16 protein-coding genes and 1 pseudogene are annotated in these 21026 nt (G+C 61.2%); 6 read left to right on the forward strand and 11 right to left on the reverse strand.

All coding sequences use genetic code 11. The features are described from left to right. Nucleotides 1-99 precede the first annotated feature (99 nt). The 3 genes and pseudogenes from GE543_RS27795 to GE543_RS09190 all read right to left on the reverse strand — a co-directional run bounded on the left by GE543_RS27795 (nucleotide 100) and on the right by GE543_RS09190 (nucleotide 3183). On the reverse strand, nucleotides 100-960 hold the full coding sequence (locus GE543_RS27795; RefSeq protein WP_370737591.1) for a methyl-accepting chemotaxis protein: 861 nt from the start codon (nucleotides 958-960) through the stop codon (nucleotides 100-102). Further along, nucleotides 955-2076, reverse strand: a pseudogene (locus GE543_RS27800) (Cache 3/Cache 2 fusion domain-containing protein); the annotation flags it as partial. The pseudogene GE543_RS27800 and the gene GE543_RS27795, both read right to left, overlap by 6 nt. Before the next feature lie 186 nt (nucleotides 2077-2262). Next, nucleotides 2263-3183, reverse strand: coding sequence for a LysR substrate-binding domain-containing protein (locus GE543_RS09190; RefSeq protein WP_153221261.1), 921 nt, complete (start codon nucleotides 3181-3183; stop codon nucleotides 2263-2265). Between the two features lie 166 nt (nucleotides 3184-3349). Between GE543_RS09190 and GE543_RS09195 the strand changes: the two genes are divergently transcribed. Continuing rightward, the gene (locus GE543_RS09195) at nucleotides 3350-4732 is read left to right on the forward strand and encodes a NorM family multidrug efflux MATE transporter (RefSeq protein ID WP_003421587.1); all 1383 of its coding nucleotides are present in this window, start codon (nucleotides 3350-3352) and stop codon (nucleotides 4730-4732) included. Between the two features lie 12 nt (nucleotides 4733-4744). Here GE543_RS09195 and GE543_RS09200 read toward each other — a convergent pair whose 3' ends face one another. Then, nucleotides 4745-6409 carry a bifunctional diguanylate cyclase/phosphodiesterase gene (locus GE543_RS09200; protein WP_100073094.1) on the reverse strand — a complete coding sequence of 555 codons (1665 nt, stop codon included), beginning with the start codon at nucleotides 6407-6409 and terminating at the stop codon, nucleotides 4745-4747. Nucleotides 6410-6613: 204 nt separating this feature from the next. Here GE543_RS09200 and rep point away from each other — a divergent pair, with 204 nt between their 5' ends. Together rep and GE543_RS09210 are read left to right on the forward strand one after the other, a co-directional pair. Then, nucleotides 6614-8623: a DNA helicase Rep gene (rep, locus tag GE543_RS09205; protein WP_003318412.1), complete on the forward strand. Its 2010-nt coding sequence runs from the start codon at nucleotides 6614-6616 to the stop codon at nucleotides 8621-8623. Between the two features lie 51 nt (nucleotides 8624-8674). Continuing rightward, nucleotides 8675-9244 (forward strand): xanthine phosphoribosyltransferase, encoded by a 570-nt coding sequence (locus GE543_RS09210; RefSeq protein ID WP_003318411.1) that lies wholly within the window; start codon nucleotides 8675-8677, stop codon nucleotides 9242-9244. 686 nt (nucleotides 9245-9930) lie between these two features. Here GE543_RS09210 and GE543_RS09235 read toward each other — a convergent pair. After that, entirely contained in the window at nucleotides 9931-11250 is a 1320-nt protein-coding gene (locus GE543_RS09235) for a sigma-54-dependent Fis family transcriptional regulator (RefSeq protein ID WP_153221262.1), read from the reverse strand. Nucleotides 11251-11516: 266 nt separating this feature from the next. On the opposite strand from GE543_RS09235, the gene GE543_RS09240 reads away from it, so the two are divergent. The 3 genes from GE543_RS09240 to GE543_RS09250 are packed head-to-tail and all read left to right on the forward strand — an operon-like array spanning nucleotide 11517 to nucleotide 14487. Further along, nucleotides 11517-12401: an MBL fold metallo-hydrolase gene (locus GE543_RS09240; RefSeq protein WP_153221263.1), complete on the forward strand. Its 885-nt coding sequence runs from the start codon at nucleotides 11517-11519 to the stop codon at nucleotides 12399-12401. A 27-nt stretch (nucleotides 12402-12428) separates the two neighbouring features. Continuing rightward, nucleotides 12429-13682 carry an FAD/NAD(P)-binding oxidoreductase gene (locus GE543_RS09245; RefSeq protein ID WP_153221264.1) on the forward strand — a complete coding sequence of 418 codons (1254 nt, stop codon included), beginning with the start codon at nucleotides 12429-12431 and terminating at the stop codon, nucleotides 13680-13682. Further along, nucleotides 13675-14487, forward strand: a complete 813-nt coding sequence (locus tag GE543_RS09250; protein ID WP_103689341.1) for a sulfite exporter TauE/SafE family protein — start codon at nucleotides 13675-13677, stop codon at nucleotides 14485-14487. The genes GE543_RS09245 and GE543_RS09250 overlap by 8 nt, the downstream gene beginning before the upstream one ends. Nucleotides 14488-14708: 221 nt before the next feature. On the opposite strand, the gene GE543_RS09255 is transcribed toward GE543_RS09250, so the two are convergent. The 6 genes from GE543_RS09255 to dibA all read right to left on the reverse strand — a co-directional run bounded on the left by GE543_RS09255 (nucleotide 14709) and on the right by dibA (nucleotide 20957). Continuing rightward, nucleotides 14709-15689: a sulfate/molybdate ABC transporter ATP-binding protein gene (locus GE543_RS09255; RefSeq protein WP_002551393.1), complete on the reverse strand. Its 981-nt coding sequence runs from the start codon at nucleotides 15687-15689 to the stop codon at nucleotides 14709-14711. A 2-nt stretch (nucleotides 15690-15691) separates the two neighbouring features. Further along, nucleotides 15692-16564, reverse strand: a complete 873-nt coding sequence (gene cysW / locus GE543_RS09260) for a sulfate ABC transporter permease subunit CysW (protein ID WP_002551394.1) — start codon at nucleotides 16562-16564, stop codon at nucleotides 15692-15694. Nucleotides 16565-16577: 13 nt separating this feature from the next. Then, the gene (cysT, locus tag GE543_RS09265) at nucleotides 16578-17399 is read right to left on the reverse strand and encodes a sulfate ABC transporter permease subunit CysT (protein ID WP_003421596.1); all 822 of its coding nucleotides are present in this window, start codon (nucleotides 17397-17399) and stop codon (nucleotides 16578-16580) included. A gap of 94 nt (nucleotides 17400-17493) precedes the next feature. Then, nucleotides 17494-18504 (reverse strand): sulfate ABC transporter substrate-binding protein, encoded by a 1011-nt coding sequence (locus GE543_RS09270; protein ID WP_103696631.1) that lies wholly within the window; start codon nucleotides 18502-18504, stop codon nucleotides 17494-17496. A gap of 152 nt (nucleotides 18505-18656) precedes the next feature. Continuing rightward, the gene (gene oscA / locus GE543_RS09275; protein WP_003318679.1) at nucleotides 18657-18836 is read right to left on the reverse strand and encodes a sulfur starvation response protein OscA; all 180 of its coding nucleotides are present in this window, start codon (nucleotides 18834-18836) and stop codon (nucleotides 18657-18659) included. Between the two features lie 201 nt (nucleotides 18837-19037). Continuing rightward, the gene (gene dibA / locus GE543_RS09280) at nucleotides 19038-20957 is read right to left on the reverse strand and encodes a phosphodiesterase DibA (protein WP_100073910.1); all 1920 of its coding nucleotides are present in this window, start codon (nucleotides 20955-20957) and stop codon (nucleotides 19038-19040) included. Nucleotides 20958-21026 lie beyond the last annotated feature (69 nt).

Consider the following 21026-nt stretch of genomic DNA (forward strand, 5'->3'; position numbering starts at 1 on the left):
CTGTAGCGGCATAGCAGGCTTTGGCGGGTATTCAGAACCTGACGCAAGCGTCTGGAACAGCGTGCCAACGCCGAGCATTGGCACACTGTTCGGTCAGTCTTATCGGAACCGGTCAACCTCGTGACGCAGTTCTGTCGCCAGGCCATTCAGCTCCTGGGCAGTGATGGCCAGGTTGGACATGACCTGGCGCTGTTCGCTGTTGGCCATGGCGATGCTTTGCAGGTTGCTGCTGAGCATGGTCGCGGTGCTGCTTTGTTCCTGGGTGGCGGTGGTGATGGCGGCGAACTGGTGACCGGCCGAGCGGCTTTGCTCGTCGATCTGCGCCAGTGCGGAGGCCACTTTGGCGTTGAGCGACAGGCCTTCCTGCATCAGTGTGTTGCCCTGCTGCATGGTGCTGATGGCGTTGCCGGTTTCCTGCTGGATGCTGGCGATCATGCCGGAAATCTCATCCGTGGCTTCACGGGTGCGCGAGGCCAGGCTGCGGACTTCGTCAGCCACCACGGCAAAGCCGCGACCCTGCTCACCGGCGCGTGCGGCCTCGATGGCAGCGTTGAGCGCGAGCAGGTTGGTCTGGTCGGCAATCGAGGTAATCACCCCGACGATACTGCCGATTTCCTGCGAGCGTTGGCCCAGCGTGTCGATGACTTTCGCGGTGCTGCTCAGCGAAGTGGCGATCTGTTGCAGCGACGAAGATGCCTCTTCCATCGAGGTGCGACCGATGCGTGTCTGCTGGGCATTTTCCTGTGCCAGTCGTTCGGTATTGCCCATGTTGTCGGCGATGTTCATCGACGTGGCGCTGAACTCTTCGACGGCACCGGCCATGCTGGTGATCTCGCCGGATTGCTGCTCCATGCCCTCGAACGCGCCGCCCGACAGGCCGGACAGCGCGTTGGCGCGGGAGCTGACTTCCTGCGCCGCGGTACGGATATGCGCCACCATCGATGACAGTGCTTCGCTCATCTTGTTGAAGCTGCCCGATAACTGCCCGATCTCGTCATTGCTGGTCACATTCAGGCGTACGCTCAGGTCGCCTGCACCCAGTGCGTCGGCCTGGCGTACCAATTCGGACAGTGGGCGAAGCTTGCTGCGCAGCAGCCAGATGGCGCTGACCACCGCGATGATCATGGCCAGCAGACTGCCGATCGCCAATTGTGTGCCGACGTGCCAGGTCACTTCGCTGATTTCCTTGCGCGGCATGCTGGCGATGACGGTCCAGGGGCCGCCAGCGAACGGCTGGCCGACGCTGTAATAGTTGTCATCCCCGTCATCCCAGAACTGCGCCTTGCCTGGTTTGCTGGCGAGCTCTGCAACTGACTTCGCGGCACCGTCCAGGGATTTGACGCCTGCCGGTGGCACCAGCCAGGTGCCCTTTTCGTCGAGCAGTGCCAGTGAGCCGGTAGAGCCGATACGGAAGTTCTTGAGGTTATCGAACTGAGTCTTCTGCGCATCGGTGTAATCGAACCCTACGAACAGCGCCGCAATGATCTTGCCGCTGCTGTCGCGGACCGGGCTGTACTGGGTCATGTAATAGCGATCGAACAATACCGCTTTGCCGACATAGCTCTGCCCGGCGATCAGGCGCTCGTAGGCTGCGCCCTTGCGGTCCAGCACGGTGCCGATGGCGCGGGTGCCATCCTGCTTGCTCAGGGAGGTGCTGATCCGGATGAAGTCGTCGCCGCTGCGCACGAAAATGGTCGCGACGCCAGCGGTCATCGAGCGGAATTCATCGACTTCGGTGAAGTCGTTATTCAGCGCGGCATCACGCAGGAACAGGCCTGGCGTGGACGTGCCCGCCACCGTGACCGGCTTGTCGGCTTGCAGGCTCAGGCCATCGGCGAAGCGTTTCTCGAACAGGCCACTCAAGCGCTGAGTGCTGTCGCGCAACGTGCTGTGGAAAGTGTTGAGCTGGTCAGCGAGGAGCCTGGCTTCACTCGACATGTGCTCTTCACGAATGACCAGGTTGGACGCGTCCAGGGACCTTAACGCGAACAGGGTACTACCGCTGATAACCACCGCCAGGATCACGGCCAGAGCAATACCAAGTTGCGAAGCAATTCGGGTACGAGGCTTGGACATAGAGACTCCGTGCCGAATGATTGGAGTCGCCGGGTCCGTGGCTTACCATTCAGCTGATAGATTTAGTTGGTGTTTTTACGCCGTATGAACGAGCAATCTTCAAGCAATGCTTCGGCCTTCAAGGTCGTTACTTGAGAGCGCAGCGAGACATTTACAAATGATGGCAGTTCAATACTAAACTAAATTTTAATAGAGTACTTCAACTAACGGCAACTGCATGGCGCCCACCTCCGCCTGAAGAAAATCGCTGAGGCGTCGCAACCGCTCTGCGCCGGGCCTTGTACGCGGCCAGACCAGATAATAGTTTTCGCCACTGAACACCGCCGTGCGCCACGGCAGGCTCAGACGGGCCTGCGCCACGTCCTCGGCGACCATCAGCAGGTCACCCATCGACACACCATAGCCGCGTGCTGCGGCAATCATGCCCAGCTCCAGAGTGTCGAAGACCTGCCCGCCTTTGAGCGACACCTGATCGGCCAGACCCATGCGGTTCAACCAGGTGCGCCAGTCACGGCGATCAGGGGTGGGATGCAGCAATTCAGCCTTTGCCAGGCGTTCGACATCCCATGGCGGGTCCTTCAACAAGGTGGGCGCACCAACCGGAATCAGTAATTCGGGAAACAGCAGTGTGGCTTCCCAGTCCGACGGGAAATGTCCCTGGCTGAGCAGAATCGCGCAGTCAAAAGGCTCCTGGGTAAAGTCCACCGCATCGATTTCCATCCACGCGCTGGTCAGTTGCACCTCGTTGCCCACCTGCAGATGACGAAAACGGCTGAGCCGCGCGAGCAGCCAGCGCATGGTCAGGGTCGACGGGGCTTTCATGCGCAGAATGCCCTCGTCGGTCTGCAAGGTGCTGCAAGCGCGCTCCAGTGCCAGGAACCCATCGCGTACGCCGGGCAACAGCGCGCGTGCCGATTCGGTGAGCTGCAAGTTACGCCCGTTGCGCTGAAACAAGCGGCAGGCAAAGTGCTCTTCCAGCGTACGAATATGCCGGCTTACTGCACTTTGGGTGATCGAAAGTTCCTCGGCCGCGCGGGTAAACGAGGTATGCCGCGCAGCCGCTTCAAAAGCCCTTAGTGCATAAAGAGGAGGGAGGCTACGGGGCATGGGGCGCTTCCTGCGGACGATGAACGGTTACTTTACTGCAAATGCTGAAAATAGCTTCAGATGAGTTTTAGTCATGCTGAGCATCGGATTTATCGTTTTGTGTTTAGTCGAGCAACTGCCCAGAATACGTCGCTCATTCGTCCCTTTGCCGTAGAGCACCGTCACCATGCAGCCGTCCGCCCTCAAAGAACTCTGGATCATCCTGCGCCTGGCGGGGCCGCTGATTGCGTCACAGATGGCGCACATGCTGATGGTCTTCACCGACACCGTGATGATGGGCAAGATCGGCCCGGAGGCCTTGGCCGGCGGTGGTCTGGGCGCTGCCACGTACAGCTTCGTGTCGTTCTTTTGCGTCGGCGTGATGGCCGCGGTCGGTACGCTGGTTTCGATCCGTCACGGTGCCGGCGACACCGAAGGCGCGACCCGTCTGACCCAGGCCGGTCTGTGGCTGGCCTGGGGCATGGCGCTGGTTGCCGCGCTGTTGCTGTGGAACCTCGAACCCATCCTGTTGCAGTTCGGTCAGGCCGAAGCCAACGTGCATATGGCGGCTCAATTTCTGATCACCCTGCCCTTCGCCCTGCCCGGCCTGCTCAGCTTTATGGCATTGCGCGGCTTCACCAGCGCACTGGGTCGCGCGGGGCCGGTGATGACCATCAGCCTGGCCGGTGCGGCAGCCAACTTCGTGCTCAATTACGCATTGATCCATCAATGGCTGGGGCTGCCCAACCTGGGGCTGATGGGCATCGGGCTGGTCACCGCGATCGTCACCAACTGCATGGCCCTCGCGCTGGCGCTGCATATCAGGCGGCATCCGGCCTACGCGGCGTACCCGATCAGAAAAGGGCTTTCGAAACTGTCACGCAGTCACCTGGGCGAGCTGTGGCGTCTCGGTTTGCCGATTGGCGGCACCTATGCAGTGGAAGTCGGGCTGTTCACTTTTGCGGCGTTCTGCATGGGCGCGATGGGCAGCACGCAGATGGCGGCGCACCAGATCGCCCTTCAGACCGTGTCCATGGCGTTCATGGTTCCGGTGGGGATGTCCTACGCGGTCACCATGCGTATCGGCCAGCATTATGGAGCAGGCAACCTGTTGATGGTGCGCATGGCCGGGCGTCTGGGCATCGGTTTTGGCGGCTGTGTGATGCTCATGTTCGGGCTGCTGTTCTGGCTGGCACCGCACCTGGTCATCGGGCTGTTTCTGGACATCAATGACCCGGCGTTTGCCGAGATCGTGGTACTGGCGACAAAACTGCTGGCGATTGCCGCCCTGTTCGAGTTTTTCGACGGCACCCAGACCATCGCCATGGGTGCCATTCGGGGGCTCAAGGATGCACGCACCACCTTCCTGATCGGCCTGGGCTGCTACTGGCTGATCGCCGCGCCTGCCGCGTGGTTGCTCGGCTTCTCTACCGATGCCGGCGCCTCGGGCGTGTGGTGGGGGCTGGCGCTGGGCCTGTTCTGCTCGGCCGTGGCGCTGACCTATGCGTTTGAATGGAAGACGGCTCGGCTGTTGCGCAGGGATGCGGCCGGGGTAGCGGTGCCGGGCTGATCCGGCGCACCGTCACCCGGACCTGGATGTACCTGCGTGCGCGGCTTGCGAACGCAGATAGGTCACCAGCTCTTCCACCGGCAGCGGCCGACTGATCAGATAGCCTTGCACCTGATTGCAGCCAAAACTGCGCAGCAACTCCAGCTGCCCGGCGGTTTCCACACCCTCGGCGACCACTTCCAGGTTCAAGTTGTGCGCCAGATTGATCATGGCGTTGACCAGCTTGCGGTTCTCTTCGCGTAACTCCATCTGCCCGACGAAGCCCATGTCGATCTTGAGCAGCGCGATGGGCAGGCTGTTGAGGTGCATGAACGACGAATAGCCGGTGCCGAAATCATCCAGCGAAAAGCGCACGCCCAGTTGCCGCAATGCATCCATGGTCTGCCTGACCTGATCGCTGCGCCGCATGACCGCGGTTTCGGTCAGCTCGAACTCCAGCCAGCGCGCATCGACATCGTGTTCTGCGATCAGACGAGTCAAGGTCGGCAGCAACTGGCTGTCCTGAAACTGCCGGAACGACAGGTTGATCGCCATGTGCAGCGGGGCAAAGCCTTGTTCGCGCAGGGCCTGCATGTCACGCAGTGCGCGGAAGATGACCCAATAGCCGAGCGGCACGATCAGGCCACTTTGCTCGGCCAGTGGCACGAACTCGCTGGGTGGCAGCAGCCCACGTTCCTGATGACGCCAGCGCACCAGTGCTTCCAGGCCGACGATACGTCCGCTGTCCAGGCACAGACGCGGCTGGTAATGCAGTTCCAGCTCATCGCGGCGCAAGGCGCGTCGCAGTTCACCTTCCAGGTCGGCGAGGCTGCGGGCGTTGCGGTTGATGCGCTCGTCGAACAGGTGATAGGTGCAGCCCTGCATGCTCTTGGCCTGACGCATGGCGATATGCGCATGCCACATCAGCGGGTCGGCTTCGGGCTGGGCCTGGGAGTGAGCGATGCCCAGGCTGCAACCCAGCAGCAGGCTTTCGCCATCGACCCAATAGGGTTCGGCCAGCACGTCAGTGATACGTTCGGCCATTTGCAGAGCGCGTTCGGGGGTTGTTCGGGTGTCGATCAACAGGGCGAATTCGTCGCCCCCCAGACGGGCGATCTGATCACCGGCATCGAGCTGGTTTTTCAAGCGCGCCACGACTTGCAGGATCAGTCGATCACCGGCCTGATGACCCAGTGAATCGTTGGCGCGGCGAAAGTTGTCCAGGTCCAGATGCCCCAGCGCCACGCTGCCGCCTTCGCTCAGGCGAGCCGAGAGCAGCGCCTGAAAACCCTGGCGGTTGGCGATGCCGGTCAACGGGTCCTGGCCGACCAGGCGTCGCAGGCTGTCTTCCAGGCGACTGCGCTCGTGGACATAGCGCAGGCAGCGCCGAAGCGTGTCACCGGTCAAGGCATCGCGCACCAGCCAGTCACTGACGCCAGTCGGCCCGACCAGTGGTTCGGTCTCGAGCAGCACCACGGTAGGCAACAGGCAGGCCCCGGTCCTGGGCTGCAGATCAGGCGTGGTCAGCAGCACGGTATTGCGCTCGTTAGCGTAGCGGGCACTGAAAACGTCCCAGTTCGCGCCATGCAGAAGTATTACGTTGCTTCCCGGCGCAGTGAGGCAGCCGCTAAGCAGCGCCTGCCAGAAGGGCTCGTGCGCCAAAAGCAGCAATCGCAAGGGTTCGACAGGTGTAGGCAATCTAACTTCCTAAGTGCAAAGGAAAAACCGGTGGCCGCTCTCTCGCAGGAGCGCGACAAATACACGTATCGCGCGTCGCGGCGCAAATGTAACAAAAACAGAAGAATTAGATAGCAGTCACTGTCTGACGACGATGAGCACTGCACAAAACCGTGGGCCTGTTAAAATGCCCGACCTTTTTTACAGACGACTCTTCATACCGCCATGTCCCGACTCAATCCCCGGCAGCAGGAAGCCGTGAACTACGTCGGCGGCCCTCTTTTGGTGCTCGCCGGTGCCGGTTCCGGCAAGACCAGCGTGATCACCCGCAAGATCGCGCATCTGATCCAGAACTGCGGTATTCGCGCCCAGTACATCGTCGCCATGACCTTCACCAACAAGGCCGCGCGCGAGATGAAGGAGCGGGTCGGCACGCTGCTCAGGGGCAGCGAAGGACGCGGCCTGACGGTCTCGACCTTCCACAACCTGGGTCTGAACATCATCCGCAAGGAGCACACGCGGCTGGGCTACAAACCGGGCTTCTCGATCTTTGACGAAACCGACGTCAAGGCACTGATGACTGACATCATGCAGAAAGAGTATTCCGGCGACGACGGTGTCGACGAAATCAAGAACATGATCGGCTCATGGAAAAACGACCTGATCCTGCCCGCCGAGGCGCTGGAAAACGCCCGCAACCCCAAGGAACAGACCGCCGCCATCGTCTACACCCACTATCAGCGCACGCTCAAGGCGTACAACGCGGTGGACTTCGACGATCTGATTCTCTTGCCGGTCAAGCTGTTTCAGGAACACGCCGACATCCTGGAAAAGTGGCAGAACAAGGTGCGTTACCTGCTGGTCGACGAATATCAGGACACCAACGCCAGCCAGTACCTGCTGGTGAAGCTGCTGATCGGCACGCGCCATCAGTTCACCGTAGTGGGCGACGACGACCAGTCGATCTACGCCTGGCGTGGCGCGCGGCCGGAAAACCTCATGCTGCTCAAGGACGACTACCCGTCGTTGAAAGTGGTGATGCTTGAGCAGAACTACCGTTCGACGAGCCGTATCCTGCGCTGCGCCAACGTGCTGATCTCCAACAACCCGCACGCCTTCGAAAAACAACTGTGGTCCGAGATGGGCCACGGCGACGAGATCCGCGTGATCCGCTGCCGCAACGAAGACGCCGAGGCCGAGCGGGTGGCCATGGAAATCCTCACCCTGCACCTGCGCACCGACCGCCCGTACAGCGATTTCGCCATCCTCTATCGCGGCAACTACCAGGCCAAGCTGATCGAGCTGAAATTGCAGCACCATCAGGTGCCGTATCGACTGTCGGGCGGCAACAGTTTCTTCGGCCGCCAGGAAGTGAAGGACCTGATGGCTTATTTCCGTCTGCTGGTGAACCCGGACGACGACAACGCCTTCCTGCGGGTGATCAACGTTCCGCGTCGCGAGATCGGCTCGACCACGCTGGAAAAGCTCGGTAATTACGCCACCGAGCGCAAGGTGTCGATGTACGCCGCCACCGACGAGATCGGCCTGGGCGAGCACCTGGACAGCCGATTCACCGACCGTTTACAGCGCTTCAAGCGCTGGATGGACGGGGTGCGCCAGCAGTGCGCGCAGAACGATCCCATCGCCGCGCTGCGCAGCATGGTCATGGACATCGACTACGAGAACTGGCTGCGGCAGAACAGCTCCAGCGAAAAGGCCGCCGATTACCGGATGAGCAACGTCTGGTTCCTGATCGAGGCGTTGAAAAACACGCTGGAGAAGGACGAAGAAGGTGGCATGACCATCGAGGAAGCCATCGGCAAGCTGGTCCTGCGCGACATGCTCGAACGTCAGCAGGAAGAGGAAGACGGTGCCGAAGGCGTGCAGATGATGACCTTGCACGCCTCCAAGGGCCTGGAATTCCCTTATGTGTTCATCATGGGCATGGAAGAAGAAATCCTGCCGCACCGCTCCAGCATCGAAGCCGACACCATCGAAGAAGAGCGCCGCCTGGCCTACGTGGGCATCACCCGCGCACGGCAGACCCTGGCCTTCACCTTCGCCGCCAAGCGCAAGCAGTACGGTGAAATCATCGACTGCGCGCCAAGCCGCTTTCTGGATGAGCTGCCCCCGGACGACCTGGCCTGGGAAGGCAATGACGACACCCCGACGGAAGTCAAAGCGGTGCGCGGCAACACCGCGCTTGCCGACATTCGCGCCATGCTGAAACGCTAGCCGACACCCTATTGATCATTTATTGCGCAATGGCGCAGCCAAGGAATTGAAGTGGAAGCACTGCACAAGAAAATTCGCGAAGAAGGCATCGTGTTGTCCGATCAGGTGCTGAAGGTCGATGCGTTCCTCAACCATCAGATCGATCCGGCCCTGATGAAGGAAATCGGCGACGAATTCGCCCGACTGTTCGCCGACGCTGGCGTGACCAAGATCGTGACCATCGAAGCGTCCGGCATCGCGCCGGCAGTCATGGCGGGCTTGAACATGGGCGTGCCGGTGATCTTCGCCCGCAAGCACCAGTCCCTGACCCTGACCGAAAACCTGCTGTCGGCGACCGTGTACTCGTTCACCAAGCAGGTGGAAAGCACTGTGGCCATCTCGCCGCGTCATCTGAGCAGCGACGACAAGGTGCTGATCATCGATGACTTCCTGGCCAACGGCAAAGCCTCGCAGGCGCTGATCTCGATCATCAAACAGGCCGGCGCCACGGTGGCCGGACTGGGCATCGTGATCGAGAAATCCTTCCAGGGCGGCCGCGCCGAACTGGACGCCCAGGGCTATCGCGTCGAATCCCTGGCGCGGGTCGAATCCCTGGCCGGTGGGGTCGTGACGTTCAAGTAAGGCCCCCGAGGGCGGACGCGGAGCGCCCGGAAAGGCATACGACGCGGAGCGCCGCACGATAGTTGTGATGATCGTTCCGCACGCTCCAGCGTGGGAATGCAGTTCGCGACGCTCTGCGTCGTCGGGAGGACGCAGAGCGTCCGGAAAGGCATGCGACGCAGAGCGCCGCACGATCACGCTCCAGCGTGGGAATGCCGTTCTCGACGCTCTGCGTCGTCGGGAGGACGCAGAGCGTCCAGAAAGGCATGCGACGCGGAGCGTCGCACGATAGTTGCGATGATCGTTCCGCACGCTCCAGCGTGGGGGAATGCCGTTCACGACGCTCTGCGTCGCCAGAGGACGCAGAGCGTCCGGAAAGGCATACGACGCGGAGCGCCGCACGATAGTTGAGATGATCGTTCCTCACGCTCCAGCGTGGGAATGCCGTTCTCGACGCTCTGCGTCGTCAAGAGGACGCGGAGCGTCCGGAAAGGCACGCGACGCGGAGCGCCGCACGATAGTTACGATGATCGTTCCGCACGCTCCAGCGTGGGAATGCAGTTCACGACGCTCTGCGTCGTCAAGAGGACGCGGAGCGTCCGGAAAGGTATACGACGCGGAGAGCCGCACGATAGTTGAGATGATCGTTCCGCACGCTCCAGCGTGGGAATGCAGTTCGTGACGCTCTGCGTCATAGCGTCCGTGCGTCAGCGCGGAATCCCCAAGGCACGCAAACGTCGGTACAGGGTGCGTTCGCTCAGTCCCAGTTCTCTGGCCAGTTCGCTGCGCGAGCCGTTGAACACTCGCAGCGCATGGGCGAGTTTTTCCAGGCTGTCGTCCTGCTGGCGGTACGTCACGCCACCCGCCTCGCCCTGTCCGCGTACTTCGTCGGGCAAATCCTGCGCGCGAATGATGCCGTCATCGGTAAATAAACGGGCACGTTCGAGTATGTTGCGCAGCTCGCGAATGTTGCCGGGGTAGCTGTACAGACTCAGCAGCTTCATGGCCTCGGCGTCGACACGCGGCGCGGCGCCAGGCGCGATGCGTTGCAGCAGGCTGTCGATCAGCAGCGGCAGGTCGTCGCTGCGTTCACGCAGGGCCGGCAGGCGAATCGGAAAGGCGCTGATACGGTAGAACAAATCCTGGCGAAAGCTGCCGTCGGCGACCATCTCCCTGAGCGGTTTGTGGGTTGCCACCACCAGCCGAAAATCCGAGTGCACCGTGCGCAGACTGCCCACCGGACGAAAACTGCCCGATTCGATCAGCCGCAACAGCTTGACCTGCATGGCCAGCGGCACCTCACCAATCTCATCAAGAAACAACGTCCCGCCATGAGCGGCTTCGGCCAGACCGGTCTTGCGCTGCAATGCGCCAGTGAACGCGCCCTTCTCATAGCCGAACAGCTCGCTTTCCAGCAGGGTTTCGGTAAGCCCGGTGCAATCGACCACCACCAGCGGTCCGGCGGACCTGGCGCTGCTGGCGTGCAGTGCGCGCGCGAACAGTTCCTTGCCGGTACCCGACTCGCCCTGCAGTAACACCGGAATCTGCGCGGGCGCAGCGCGTTGCAGAGCGCTCAGCACTTCTTTGAACGCCGCCGAGCGCCCCACCAGCCCATGTTGCTGCGGCTGGACGGAGGCCACCGCCACCGAGCTCAGTCGCTCGACATAAGCGATCACCTCACCCTGATCGTCGAGAATCGGCCGCAGCTCGACATCCACATGCTCGGGGCCGCGCGGCGTGTGATGAATGTGCAGCAGACGCTCCGGGAGCCGCGTTTCATGGGCCTTGCGCATCGGGCAATGCTCACCGGCCTGATCACACGGCACCGCAAACTGATGCGACACCCGATAACACTTCTCGCCCACATGCGGCGTGCCTTCGACGCCGAACTGGCGCTGGTAGGCGGTGTTGGCGGCAATGATGTTGTAGTCGGTGTCGAGCACGATGGTCGGTCGCAGATCATGTTCGAGGTATGACACCAGCGACTGCATGCGACTGCCGGGAAAATCGGTGGCGATGAGGTTCATGGGTGCTCCTGTGGACTGGGCGCAGCTTAACCCATTCGCCTGCCAGCTTGTGCCACGGACTGCCAAATGACTGCCAGAATGTGGCAGTCAGCGAGCTGTGGCAGGCCATCGAGGTGTTTTGCAAAACCCAAAAACGCCCTGTGTTTATTAGCCTGAACAGGCTTTGCCGTGATTGGCATGGTTATTGAGACATCATGGCAACGACTGCCAACCGTCCGGCCTGGCCAAACGGGCCTTGAGGCGATTTACAGCCACAGGAATTGCACATGATCATCGGTGAAAAACTCCATGTCGAAGCGCTCTTCGACACGCATACCTGGACCATCAGCTATCTGGTGATGGACCTGCGCAGCAAGCAATGTGCGCTGATCGACAGCGTGCTCGATTACGATCCCAAGTCCGGCCGTACCAGGACCGAGTCTGCCGACCGGATGATCGAACGGGCGCAGGCGCTGGGCGCCTCGGTGCAGTGGATTTTCGAAACCCACGTGCACGCCGATCACCTCTCGGCAGCGCCGTATCTGAAACAGAGATTGGGTGGGCAAATTGTCATCGGCAGCCATATCACTGCCGTGCAGGAAACCTTCGGCACGCTGTTCAACGCGCCGTCTGACTTTGCGCGCAATGGCAGCCAGTTCGATGTGCTGCTGGAAGACAACGCCTCGTTCGCCCTCGGCACGCTTGAGGTCAAGGCCATGCACACGCCCGGGCACACGCCGGCGTGCATGAGTTACCTGGTGCAAGTCGGTGACGCCACGGTCGCGTTTGTCGGCGATACGCTGTTCATGCCTGATTACGGCACCGCTCGTTGCGACTTCCCGGGTGCCGATGCGCGCACGCTGTATCGCTCGATCAAGAAGCTGCTGGCACTGCCGCCGGAGACCCTGCTGTTCATGTGCCACGACTACCTGCCCAATGGCCGTGAGTTGAAATACATGACCACGGTTGCCGAACAGCGCACCAGCAACATCCATGTGCACGACGGGGTGGATGAGGACGCGTTCGTCGGCATGCGCGAAGCCCGTGACGCAACGCTGGACATGCCGGTGCTGATGCTGCCTGCGGTGCAGGTCAACATGCGCTGCGGACACTTTCCCGAGCAGGAAGACAACGGCATCGTCTACCTGAAGATCCCGCTCAATGCCCTTTGACCGCTGCCCGCCCTGGAAAACCCTGTGATGAATGCTCCGACAACAACCTGTCAGATCCTGATCGTCGGTGGCGGTGCTGCCGGTATCGCCACCGCCGCAAGCCTGCTGGCCCGCGACGCCACCCTGCAGATCACCCTGGTCGACCCCGCCGATACCCATTATTACCAGCCCGGCTGGACCATGGTCGGTGCGGGGATCTTCACGCCGCAGTCGACGGCGCGCAGCATGGCCTCGCTGATTCCCAAAGGCGTGCAGTGGATCAAGGCTACGGTGGCGACCTTCGAGCCGCAGCACAACACGCTGACGCTGGCCGACGGCCGCGTGCTTGGTTATCAGCAACTGGTGGTCTGCCCCGGCCTGAAGCTGGACTGGTCGGCTATCGACGGGCTAGTCGAAACGCTCGGGGCCAATGGCGTGACCTCCAACTATCGCTATGACCTGGCGCCCTACACCTGGAAGCTGGTACAGAACCTGAAACAGGGCCGCGCGCTGTTTACCCAGCCGCCCATGCCGATCAAATGCGCCGGTGCGCCGCAGAAGGCCATGTACCTGTCCTGCGATCACTGGTTGAAAAGCGGCCGTCTCGCGCAGATCGATACGCAGTTCTACAACGCCGGTGGCGTGCTGTTCGGTGTCGCCGACTATGTGCCGGCGCTGATGAAGTACGTCGAGCGCTACGCCATCGGCCTCAAGTTCAGCCATCGACTGGTGGCCGTCGACGGGCCTGGCAAGCGCGCGACGTTCATTCGCACGCAAGCCGATGGCAGCAGCGAGACCGTCGAGCAAAGCTTCGAAATGTTGCACGTAGTGCCGCCGCAGATTGCCCCGGACTTCATCCGCAGCAGCCCGCTGGCCGATGCCGCAGGCTGGGTGGATGTCGACCCTGCCACGCTGAAGCACCGGCAGTTCGCCAATGTTCATGGTCTGGGCGACGTCACCAATACCAGCAATGCCAAGACCGCCGCAGCGGCACGCAAGCAGGCGCCGGTAGTGGCCAACAACGTGCTGGTAGCGCTGGGTCGTCGGGATGGGGCAGCTGTGTATGACGGTTACGGCTCGTGCCCGCTGACGGTCGAGAAAGGCCGCATCGTGCTGGCCGAATTTACCTATGGCGGCAAGGTTGCGCCGAGCTTTCCGCGCTGGCTGCTGGAGGGTCGCCAGCCGACCCGACTGGCCTGGTGGTTGAAAGCGCGAGTGCTGCCCGCGCTTTATTGGCATGGCATGCTCAAGGGTCGAGAGTGGCTGGCCAAACCGCAAAAGGCTGACACCCGGCATGGATGAGCATCAGTTGCTGGGCGTTGGTCTGGGGGCCATCATCGGCATGGTGCTGGCGTTGACCGGCGCGGGCGGCGGCATTCTCGCCGTGCCGCTGCTGGTCTTCGGTCTCGGTCTGTCGATCGTCGAAGCCGCGCCTGTCGGTCTTTTGGCCGTAGGGCTGGCGGCGGGGATCGGTGCGGTACTGGGGCTGCGTCAGGGCATCGTCCGCTATCGCGCGGCCGGGTACATCGCGTCCATCGGTGTACTGATGGCGCCTCTGGGCCTGTGGCTCGCTCATCGACTGCCCAATACGCCGCTGGCTTTGGTCTTTTCGGTCGTGCTGCTGTACGCCTGTGGACGCATGTTCATCAGGGCCAGCCGCGAATTGCGCCATGGCAAGCCGGCGCCGCGTGCGGAAATACTGCCCTGCGTGCTTAACCCGCTGCAGGGCCGCCTGCGCTGGACCATGCCCTGCCTGCGCGCACTGACGCTGACCGGGGTGGGCTCCGGGTTGCTGTCCGGGTTGTTGGGGGTGGGCGGCGGGTTCGTAATCATTCCGGCACTGACCCGCTACAGCGACCTGGACATGAAGAGTGTCGTGGCGACGTCACTGGCGGTGATCGCCCTGGTCTCGACGGGCAGCGTTATTACCGCGTCACTGAGCGGGGTGATGCATTGGTCCGTTGGCGCGCCGTTTGCGCTGGGTGCCGTCATCGGCCTGATCATCGGCAGACAAGTCGCCCGCTACCTCGCCGGCCCACGCCTGCAACAACTGTTCGCCGTATGCGGCATCGTCGCGGCGTTCATGCTGGCGTTGTCCGTGCGATAACAGCACGAGGACGCAGAGCGTCCAGAAAGGCATTCCCACGCGGAGCATGGGAACGATAAAAATCGTGAAGCGACTATCGTGCCAATGCTCCGCGTTGGCATGCAGTTCGTGACGCTCTGCGTCACATGCCCGTGCTGACACCGCGCACTCAAGATCTGACGCAGAGCGTCCAGAAAGGCGTTCCCACGCGGAGCATGGGAACGATAGCCGGAGGCTGGGCTTTAAAGCTTCTGCCAGACCTTCGGTTTAAAGAACAGCGTTTCGCCCTTGGCCAGGCCCACCAGGCTGTCGTGGTCTTTCACCACTTCGGCCTCGATCAGTTCGCTCTGCCCTTCCACTTTCAACGTGACCCGCGTCGTCGCGCCCAGCGGGCGGATGTCGCGGACTTCGGCGGCGTGGTGGTCTTCGATTTCCTGGCGGGACAGCGACACCTCATGCGGACGGAACAGCAGGTGACCCTCCTCGCCCAGGCTCAGGCGATTGGAGTCGCCGAGGAAGTGGTAGACGAAGTCGTTGGACGGGTTCTCGTAGACCTCGCCCGGCGAGCCGATCTGTTCGATCACACCCTTGTTCATCACCACGATGCGATCAGCCACTTCCATGGCCTCTTCCTGATCGTGAGTCACGAACACCGAGGTCAGGTTGATGTCCTCGTGCAGGCGCGCCAGCCAGCGACGCAGCTCTTTGCGGACCTTGGCGTCCAGCGCGCCGAACGGCTCGTCCAGCAGCAGCACTTTTGGCTCGACCGCCAGGGCGCGGGCCAGGGCAATGCGCTGGCGCTGTCCACCCGACAGCTGCTCCGGATAACGGTCGGCCAGCCAGTCCAGCTGCACCATGTTCAATAGCTCATGGACCTTCTCGGCGATCCGTGTTTCGTTCGGGCGCTCGCGTTTGGGCTTCATGCGCAGGCCGAACGCGACGTTGTCGAACACCGTCATGTGGCGGAACAGCGCGTAATGCTGGAACACGAACCCGACATTGCGATCACGCACGTCATGCCCGGACACATCTTCGCCATGGAACACGATGCTGCCGTCATCCGGGGTTTCCAGACCGGCAATGATGCGCAGCAGCGTGGTCTTGCCGCAGCCTGACGGGCCGAGCAAAGCCACCAGCTCGCCACTCTGGATGTCCAGACTGATGTTGTTCAGGGCCTTGAAGGCGTTGAAGTTCTTGCTGACGTTACGGACTTCGATCGACATGATTATTCCTCCGCCGCGTTGTGGCGCAGACGGTTAATGCGGGATTCGCTCCACTGCTTGAGCAGCAGGATGAACAGCGCCAGGATCAGCAACAGGCTCGCCACGGCAAAGGCGGCAACGTGGTTGTACTCGTTGTAGAGAATTTCGACGTGCAGCGGCAGGGTGTTGGTGACGCCGCGAATGTGCCCGGAAACCACCGACACCGCGCCAAACTCACCCATCGCCCGCGCCGTACACAGCACCACGCCGTAGATCAGGCCCCATTTGATGTTCGGCACCGTGACGTGCCAGAACATCTGCCAGCCGTTGGCGCCCAGCAGCCGCGCGGCCTCTTCTTCCTGAGTGCCCTGCTCCTGCATCAGCGGGATCAGCTCACGCGCAACGAAGGGCACAGTGACGAAGATGGTCGCCAGCACGATGCCCGGCAGGGCAAAGACGATCTGGATGTCGTGATCCTGCAACCACGGCCCGAACAGCCCCTGCGCACCGAACATCAGCACGTAGACCAGACCGGCGATGACCGGCGATACCGAGAACGGCAGGTCGATCAGCGTGACCAGAATGCTCTTGCCGCGGAACGAGTATTTGCTCACGCACCAGGCGGCGCTGACGCCGAACACCAGGTTGAGCGGTACCGAGATCAGTACCGCAATGACCGTCAGCTTCAGCGCCGACAGCGCGTCCGGCTCGAGGATCGCGGTGAAGAACGCGCCCAGACCGTTTTTCAGGCCCTGGGACACCACGATGAACAGCGGCAGGCCCAGAAACAGGACGAACACCAGCCAGCACAGGCCAATCAGGATACGTCGCGACACCGCGCTGCCACGACGGGCGGCGTTGGCAGAGGCGGCGGCTGAAACAGATGAATAAGACATGTTCTGCGCCTCCTCAGGATGGGGTTTCAATGCGCCGCTGCAGCAGGTTGATCAGCAGCAGCAGAATGAAGGACACCACCAGCATCATCACGCCGATAGCGGTTGCGCCGGTGTAGTCGTACTGGTCGAGCTTGACCATGATCAGCAGCGGCAGGATCTCGGTTTTCATCGGCATGTTGCCGGCGATGAAAATCACCGAACCGTACTCGCCCACGCCACGGGCAAACGCCAGGGCGAAGCCGGTCAGCCAGGCAGGCAGCAACGCCGGCACGAGGATGTGGCGGAACACCTGCAGGGGACGTGCGCCCAGGCAGGCAGCGGCCTCTTCGACTTCGCGGGGGATGTCGGCCAGCACAGGCTGCACGGTGCGCACCACGAACGGCAGGGTGACGAAGGTCAGCGCCAGGGTTATGCCCAGCGGGGTGTAGGCGATCTTGAAGCCCAGATCAGCTGCGAACTGGCCGACCCAGCCGTTGGGCGCGTACAGCGCGGTCAGGGCGATGCCGGCCACGGCGGTCGGCAGGGCGAAGGGCAAATCGATCATCGCATCGATGATCTTGCGGCCGGGGAAGGTGTAGCGCACCAGCACCCAGGCCAGCAGTGTGCCGATCACCCCGTTGATGAGGGCTGCGTAAAAGGCGGTGCCGAAACTCAGCTTGAGTGCCGCGATCACGCGAGGGGCCGTGATGATGGTCCAGAACTGATCCCAGGTGAGCTGCGCAGCATGTACGAACATGGCGGCCAGCGGTATTAGCACAATCAGACTGAGGTACACCAAGGTGTAGCCCAGCGTCAGCCCGAAGCCGGGTATGACGGGGGAGATACGACGCGACATAAAAGTCCCTGGTTTCACTTGCACGAAGCCCGGACGTCAATCCGGGCTGTTTGGCCAAACCTGCGATGCCGCTCGTGCGGCATCCTCATTCGGCTTACTGCGCCTGATAAATCTGGTCGAACACGCCGCCATCATTGAAAAACTTCGGCTGCGCAGTTTTCCAGCCACCAAAGTCTTTGTCGATGGTCACCAGATCGAGTTTCGGGAATTGCTTCTCGTACTTGGCGGCCACTTCGGCATCACGTGGGCGATAGAAGTTTTTCGCCGCAATTTCCTGACCTTCCTTGCTGTACAGGTGCTTGAGGTATTCAGTCGCGATTTCGCTGTTGCCTTTCCGCTCGGCATTCTTGTCGACCACGGCAACCGGAGGTTCGGCAAGGATCGACAGCGACGGTACAACGATGTCGAACTTGTCCTTGCCGCCGTCTTCTTTCAACGCCAGGAACGCTTCGTTTTCCCACGCCAGCAGCACGTCACCCTGACCGTTGTTGACGAAGGTGATGGTCGAACCGCGTGCGCCGGTATCCAGAATCGGCACGTGCTTGAACAGCGTCTGCACGTATTCCTTGGCCTTGGCTTCGTCACCGCCGCCTGCTTTCAGGCCATAGGCCCAGGCGGCCAGGAAGTTCCAGCGCGCACCGCCCGAGGTTTTCGGGTTGGGCGTGATCACCGAGACGCCTTCCTTGGTCAGGTCGCCCCAGTCCTTGATGCCTTTCGGGTTGCCCTTGCGCACCAGAAACACGATGGTCGAGGTGTACGGCGTGCTCGCGTCCGGCAAGCGGGTCTGCCAGTTTTCGGGCAGGGTCTTGCCGAGCTTGGCGATTTCGTCGATGTCACCGGCCAGTGCCAGGGTCACCACGTCGGCGCGCAGGCCGTCGATCACGCCACGCGCCTGCTTGCCCGAGCCGCCGTGGGATTGCTTGATCTCGACCTTGTCGTCCGGATGGGATTTTTTCCAGAAATTGACGAATTCTGCGTTGTAGTCCTGATACAGCTCGCGGGTCGGATCGTAGGACACGTTGAGCAGTTCGTAATCCTTGGCGACAGCCGAACCTGCGAAAACAGCACTGGCGAGAGCAGCCAGCGCAAAACGGCGAATGGACATAGATTGAAGCTCCTGGAAATGCTGTGTGTCGGCTTTTTTGATTTCTTCTTGGCGCGTCAGAACGGCATTCGCACGGGCGCGCTGCTTTTTTTCAGGGGGGTATCAGGAGTCAGGATGAAACCCTCCGGTTGACCAGTCGGGTGCTTGCGGCTTCAGCTCTGCTTGGCAGGGTTCTGCAAACGAAACTTTTCCTTGCGCTCGATCTGCACCACCTGTGCGTTGTGCACGGTGATTTCGACGGCACCAAAACGCAGGTCACGCAACGCACTCTGAATTTCACGCAGAATGGCTGCTTCGTCCTGACCGTCAACACTACGTAGAGATGCGCTCATTGTCTGATTCCTTGAGAAGTGAGAGGCCTGCCGTCGCGACTGGGGGCGATGGCATATGGCGGTGAAGCAATAATAGTGAGGTGCGGATATTCTTAAAAAGACTATTTAAGAATGCAGATATAACCAAAAGAACTTTAGAAAGGCGTGAGTCTGCTAGGGTGCATTGCACACCCTGGTCGGCGTTATCAGGGAGGGGCTGAACTAGTTGAACGCGGGCGCGTGCGTCCAATCAATCGACTGCGCCGCCATGGGCCGGGCAAACCAGTAGCCCTGGCCCAACTCGCAACCGTTGCTTAACAAAAATGAAGCCTGATTGGCGTGTTCGATCCCCTCGGCCAGTACACGCATGCCCAGGCTCGACGCCAGCGCAATGACCGCCCGTACAATCGCGATGTCATCCACGTCGCCCGGCAGCCCGGCCACGAAACCCTGATCGATCTTGAGCTTTTGCACCGGCATGCTCTTGAGCCGCAGCAGCGATGAGTAGCCTGTGCCGAAATCATCGATGGCCAGGCTCAGGCCCAGTTCACGCAGGCGATGCAATTGCTCGATGGCCTGTTCAGGGTCCTCCATGACGGCACTTTCAGTGACTTCCAGCTCAAGAAATGCCGGATCGAGGCCGGTCTCGTTCAAGACCTCAGCCACTTGCCGATCGACATCGCCACGACTGAACAGACGGCTGGATACATTGACCGCAACGGACGCAATCGAGACGCCTTCTGCCAGCCAGGTCTGCATCTGCCGACAGGCGGTATTCAATACCCAGGCGTCGATATCGGCAATGAGCCCGTTCTGCTCGGCAATAGGGATGAAGTCGCCAGGCGACACCATGCCACGGGTCGGGTGTTGCCAGCGCACCAGCGCTTCGACTGCGCAAATACGCCCGGTCACCAGGTCGTAAACCGGTTGGTAGAACACCCGCAATTGGTCCTGCTCGATCGCCTGACGCAACTCGCTGGCCAGTTGCACCCGTTGCTGGGCTTGGGCGGTCAGCTCTTCGGTGTACAGCGCAAACCCTTCGCGGCCATCGCTCTTGGCCTTGAACAGCGCCGAATCAGCATTGCGCAACAATTGCTCGGCAGTCAGCGCATCACCGGGAAACAGGCTGATACCGATACTGGCACTCACGAACAACTGATGCCCGGCAATCGGGTACGGCGCTTTGAAAGCATTGATCACCTGCTGCGCGAGCGCTGCGGCATGCACCATGTGCGTACAGTTTTTGACCAGCAGTGCGAATTCATCACCGCCCAGCCGCGAGACCGTCATGCCGCTGTCGGCCAGCGTATTGAGACGTTCGGCAGCCGCCTTGAGCACTTCGTCGCCGATGTTATGGCCAAGGCTGTCGTTGATGTTTCTGAAGTTGTCCAGGTCGACCACCAGCAGCGCACAGCCGCGCCTGCTGGAGCGCGCCGAGGTCAGCGCCTGGCTGATACGATCGGTCAGCAGCAGACGATTGGGCAACTCGGTCAGCGCATCATAATGGGCCAGTTGCGCCAGTTCCTGCTCGGAGCGCTTGATGGCCGTGATATCGGAAAACACCGCGACAAAATGCCTGGCCTGCCCGTCTTCGCCCTTGATGCTGCGGATGGTTTGCCATTGCGGATAGATTTCGCCGCTTTTGCGCCGGTTCCAGATCTCGCCGCTCCACTGCCCGGCACTCTGCAGTGAGTGATACATCTGCCGATAAAACTCGGGGCCATGACGACCGGACTTGAACTTGCTGGGGTTGAAACCCAGCACCTCGTCGGCCTGATAGCCAGTGATGTCCACAAAAGCACGATTTACATGGACAATACGCCCTTCGGCATCACTGACCAGTACGCCCTCACGCGTGCTGTCGAACACCACCGCCGCCAACAGCAGCCGGTCATAGTCCTGTTGTTGGCGCTCGAACAGCGCTTCACCGCCGATGATGGCCTTCAATTTGTCACGTGCAATGAAGATCATGACGGTGCTGAGCAGCGCCCAGCCATAACCGATCATCTGTTGTCCGACGGCCAGTCGAGCCGGATCCTTGACGAAAAAAGACAGCAGGGCGCTGCCTGTCGCGAACCACAGAATCGACAGCAGCCCATACAGAACGGCGGTTCGCAGCGCGTTACGGGAATAATCGGACATAAAAAACCGAGCCTTACGAAAGGTCTGGATTATAAAGCAAGAAACATCCTGCGACGCTTATCTGCAAGG

Origin of the sequence: Pseudomonas sp. SZ57 (assembly GCF_009495975.1) — a bacterium.
In the GTDB taxonomy this organism is placed as follows: Bacteria; Pseudomonadota; Gammaproteobacteria; order Pseudomonadales; family Pseudomonadaceae; genus Aquipseudomonas; species Aquipseudomonas syringae.

Bases quoted from the DNA above. Each gene is read 5' to 3' on its own strand.
- cysT (WP_003421596.1), bottom strand. From the start codon at position 17,399: ATGTCGCGTCGTATCTCCCCCGTCATACCCGGCTTCGGGCTGACGCTG.
- GE543_RS27795 (WP_370737591.1), bottom strand. From the start codon at position 960: ATGAGCGAAGCACTGTCATCGATGGTGGCGCATATCCGTACCGCGGCG.
- GE543_RS09190 (WP_153221261.1), bottom strand. From the start codon at position 3,183: ATGCCCCGTAGCCTCCCTCCTCTTTATGCACTAAGGGCTTTTGAAGCG.
- cysW (WP_002551394.1), bottom strand. From the start codon at position 16,564: ATGTCTTATTCATCTGTTTCAGCCGCCGCCTCTGCCAACGCCGCCCGT.
- oscA (WP_003318679.1), bottom strand. From the start codon at position 18,836: ATGAGCGCATCTCTACGTAGTGTTGACGGTCAGGACGAAGCAGCCATT.
- GE543_RS09245 (WP_153221264.1), top strand. From the start codon at position 12,429: ATGAATGCTCCGACAACAACCTGTCAGATCCTGATCGTCGGTGGCGGT.
- GE543_RS09195 (WP_003421587.1), top strand. From the start codon at position 3,350: ATGCAGCCGTCCGCCCTCAAAGAACTCTGGATCATCCTGCGCCTGGCG.
- GE543_RS09235 (WP_153221262.1), bottom strand. From the start codon at position 11,250: ATGAACCTCATCGCCACCGATTTTCCCGGCAGTCGCATGCAGTCGCTG.
- dibA (WP_100073910.1), bottom strand. From the start codon at position 20,957: ATGTCCGATTATTCCCGTAACGCGCTGCGAACCGCCGTTCTGTATGGG.
- GE543_RS09250 (WP_103689341.1), top strand. From the start codon at position 13,675: ATGGATGAGCATCAGTTGCTGGGCGTTGGTCTGGGGGCCATCATCGGC.
- rep (WP_003318412.1), top strand. From the start codon at position 6,614: ATGTCCCGACTCAATCCCCGGCAGCAGGAAGCCGTGAACTACGTCGGC.
- GE543_RS09240 (WP_153221263.1), top strand. From the start codon at position 11,517: ATGATCATCGGTGAAAAACTCCATGTCGAAGCGCTCTTCGACACGCAT.
- GE543_RS09270 (WP_103696631.1), bottom strand. From the start codon at position 18,504: ATGTCCATTCGCCGTTTTGCGCTGGCTGCTCTCGCCAGTGCTGTTTTC.
- GE543_RS09255 (WP_002551393.1), bottom strand. From the start codon at position 15,689: ATGTCGATCGAAGTCCGTAACGTCAGCAAGAACTTCAACGCCTTCAAG.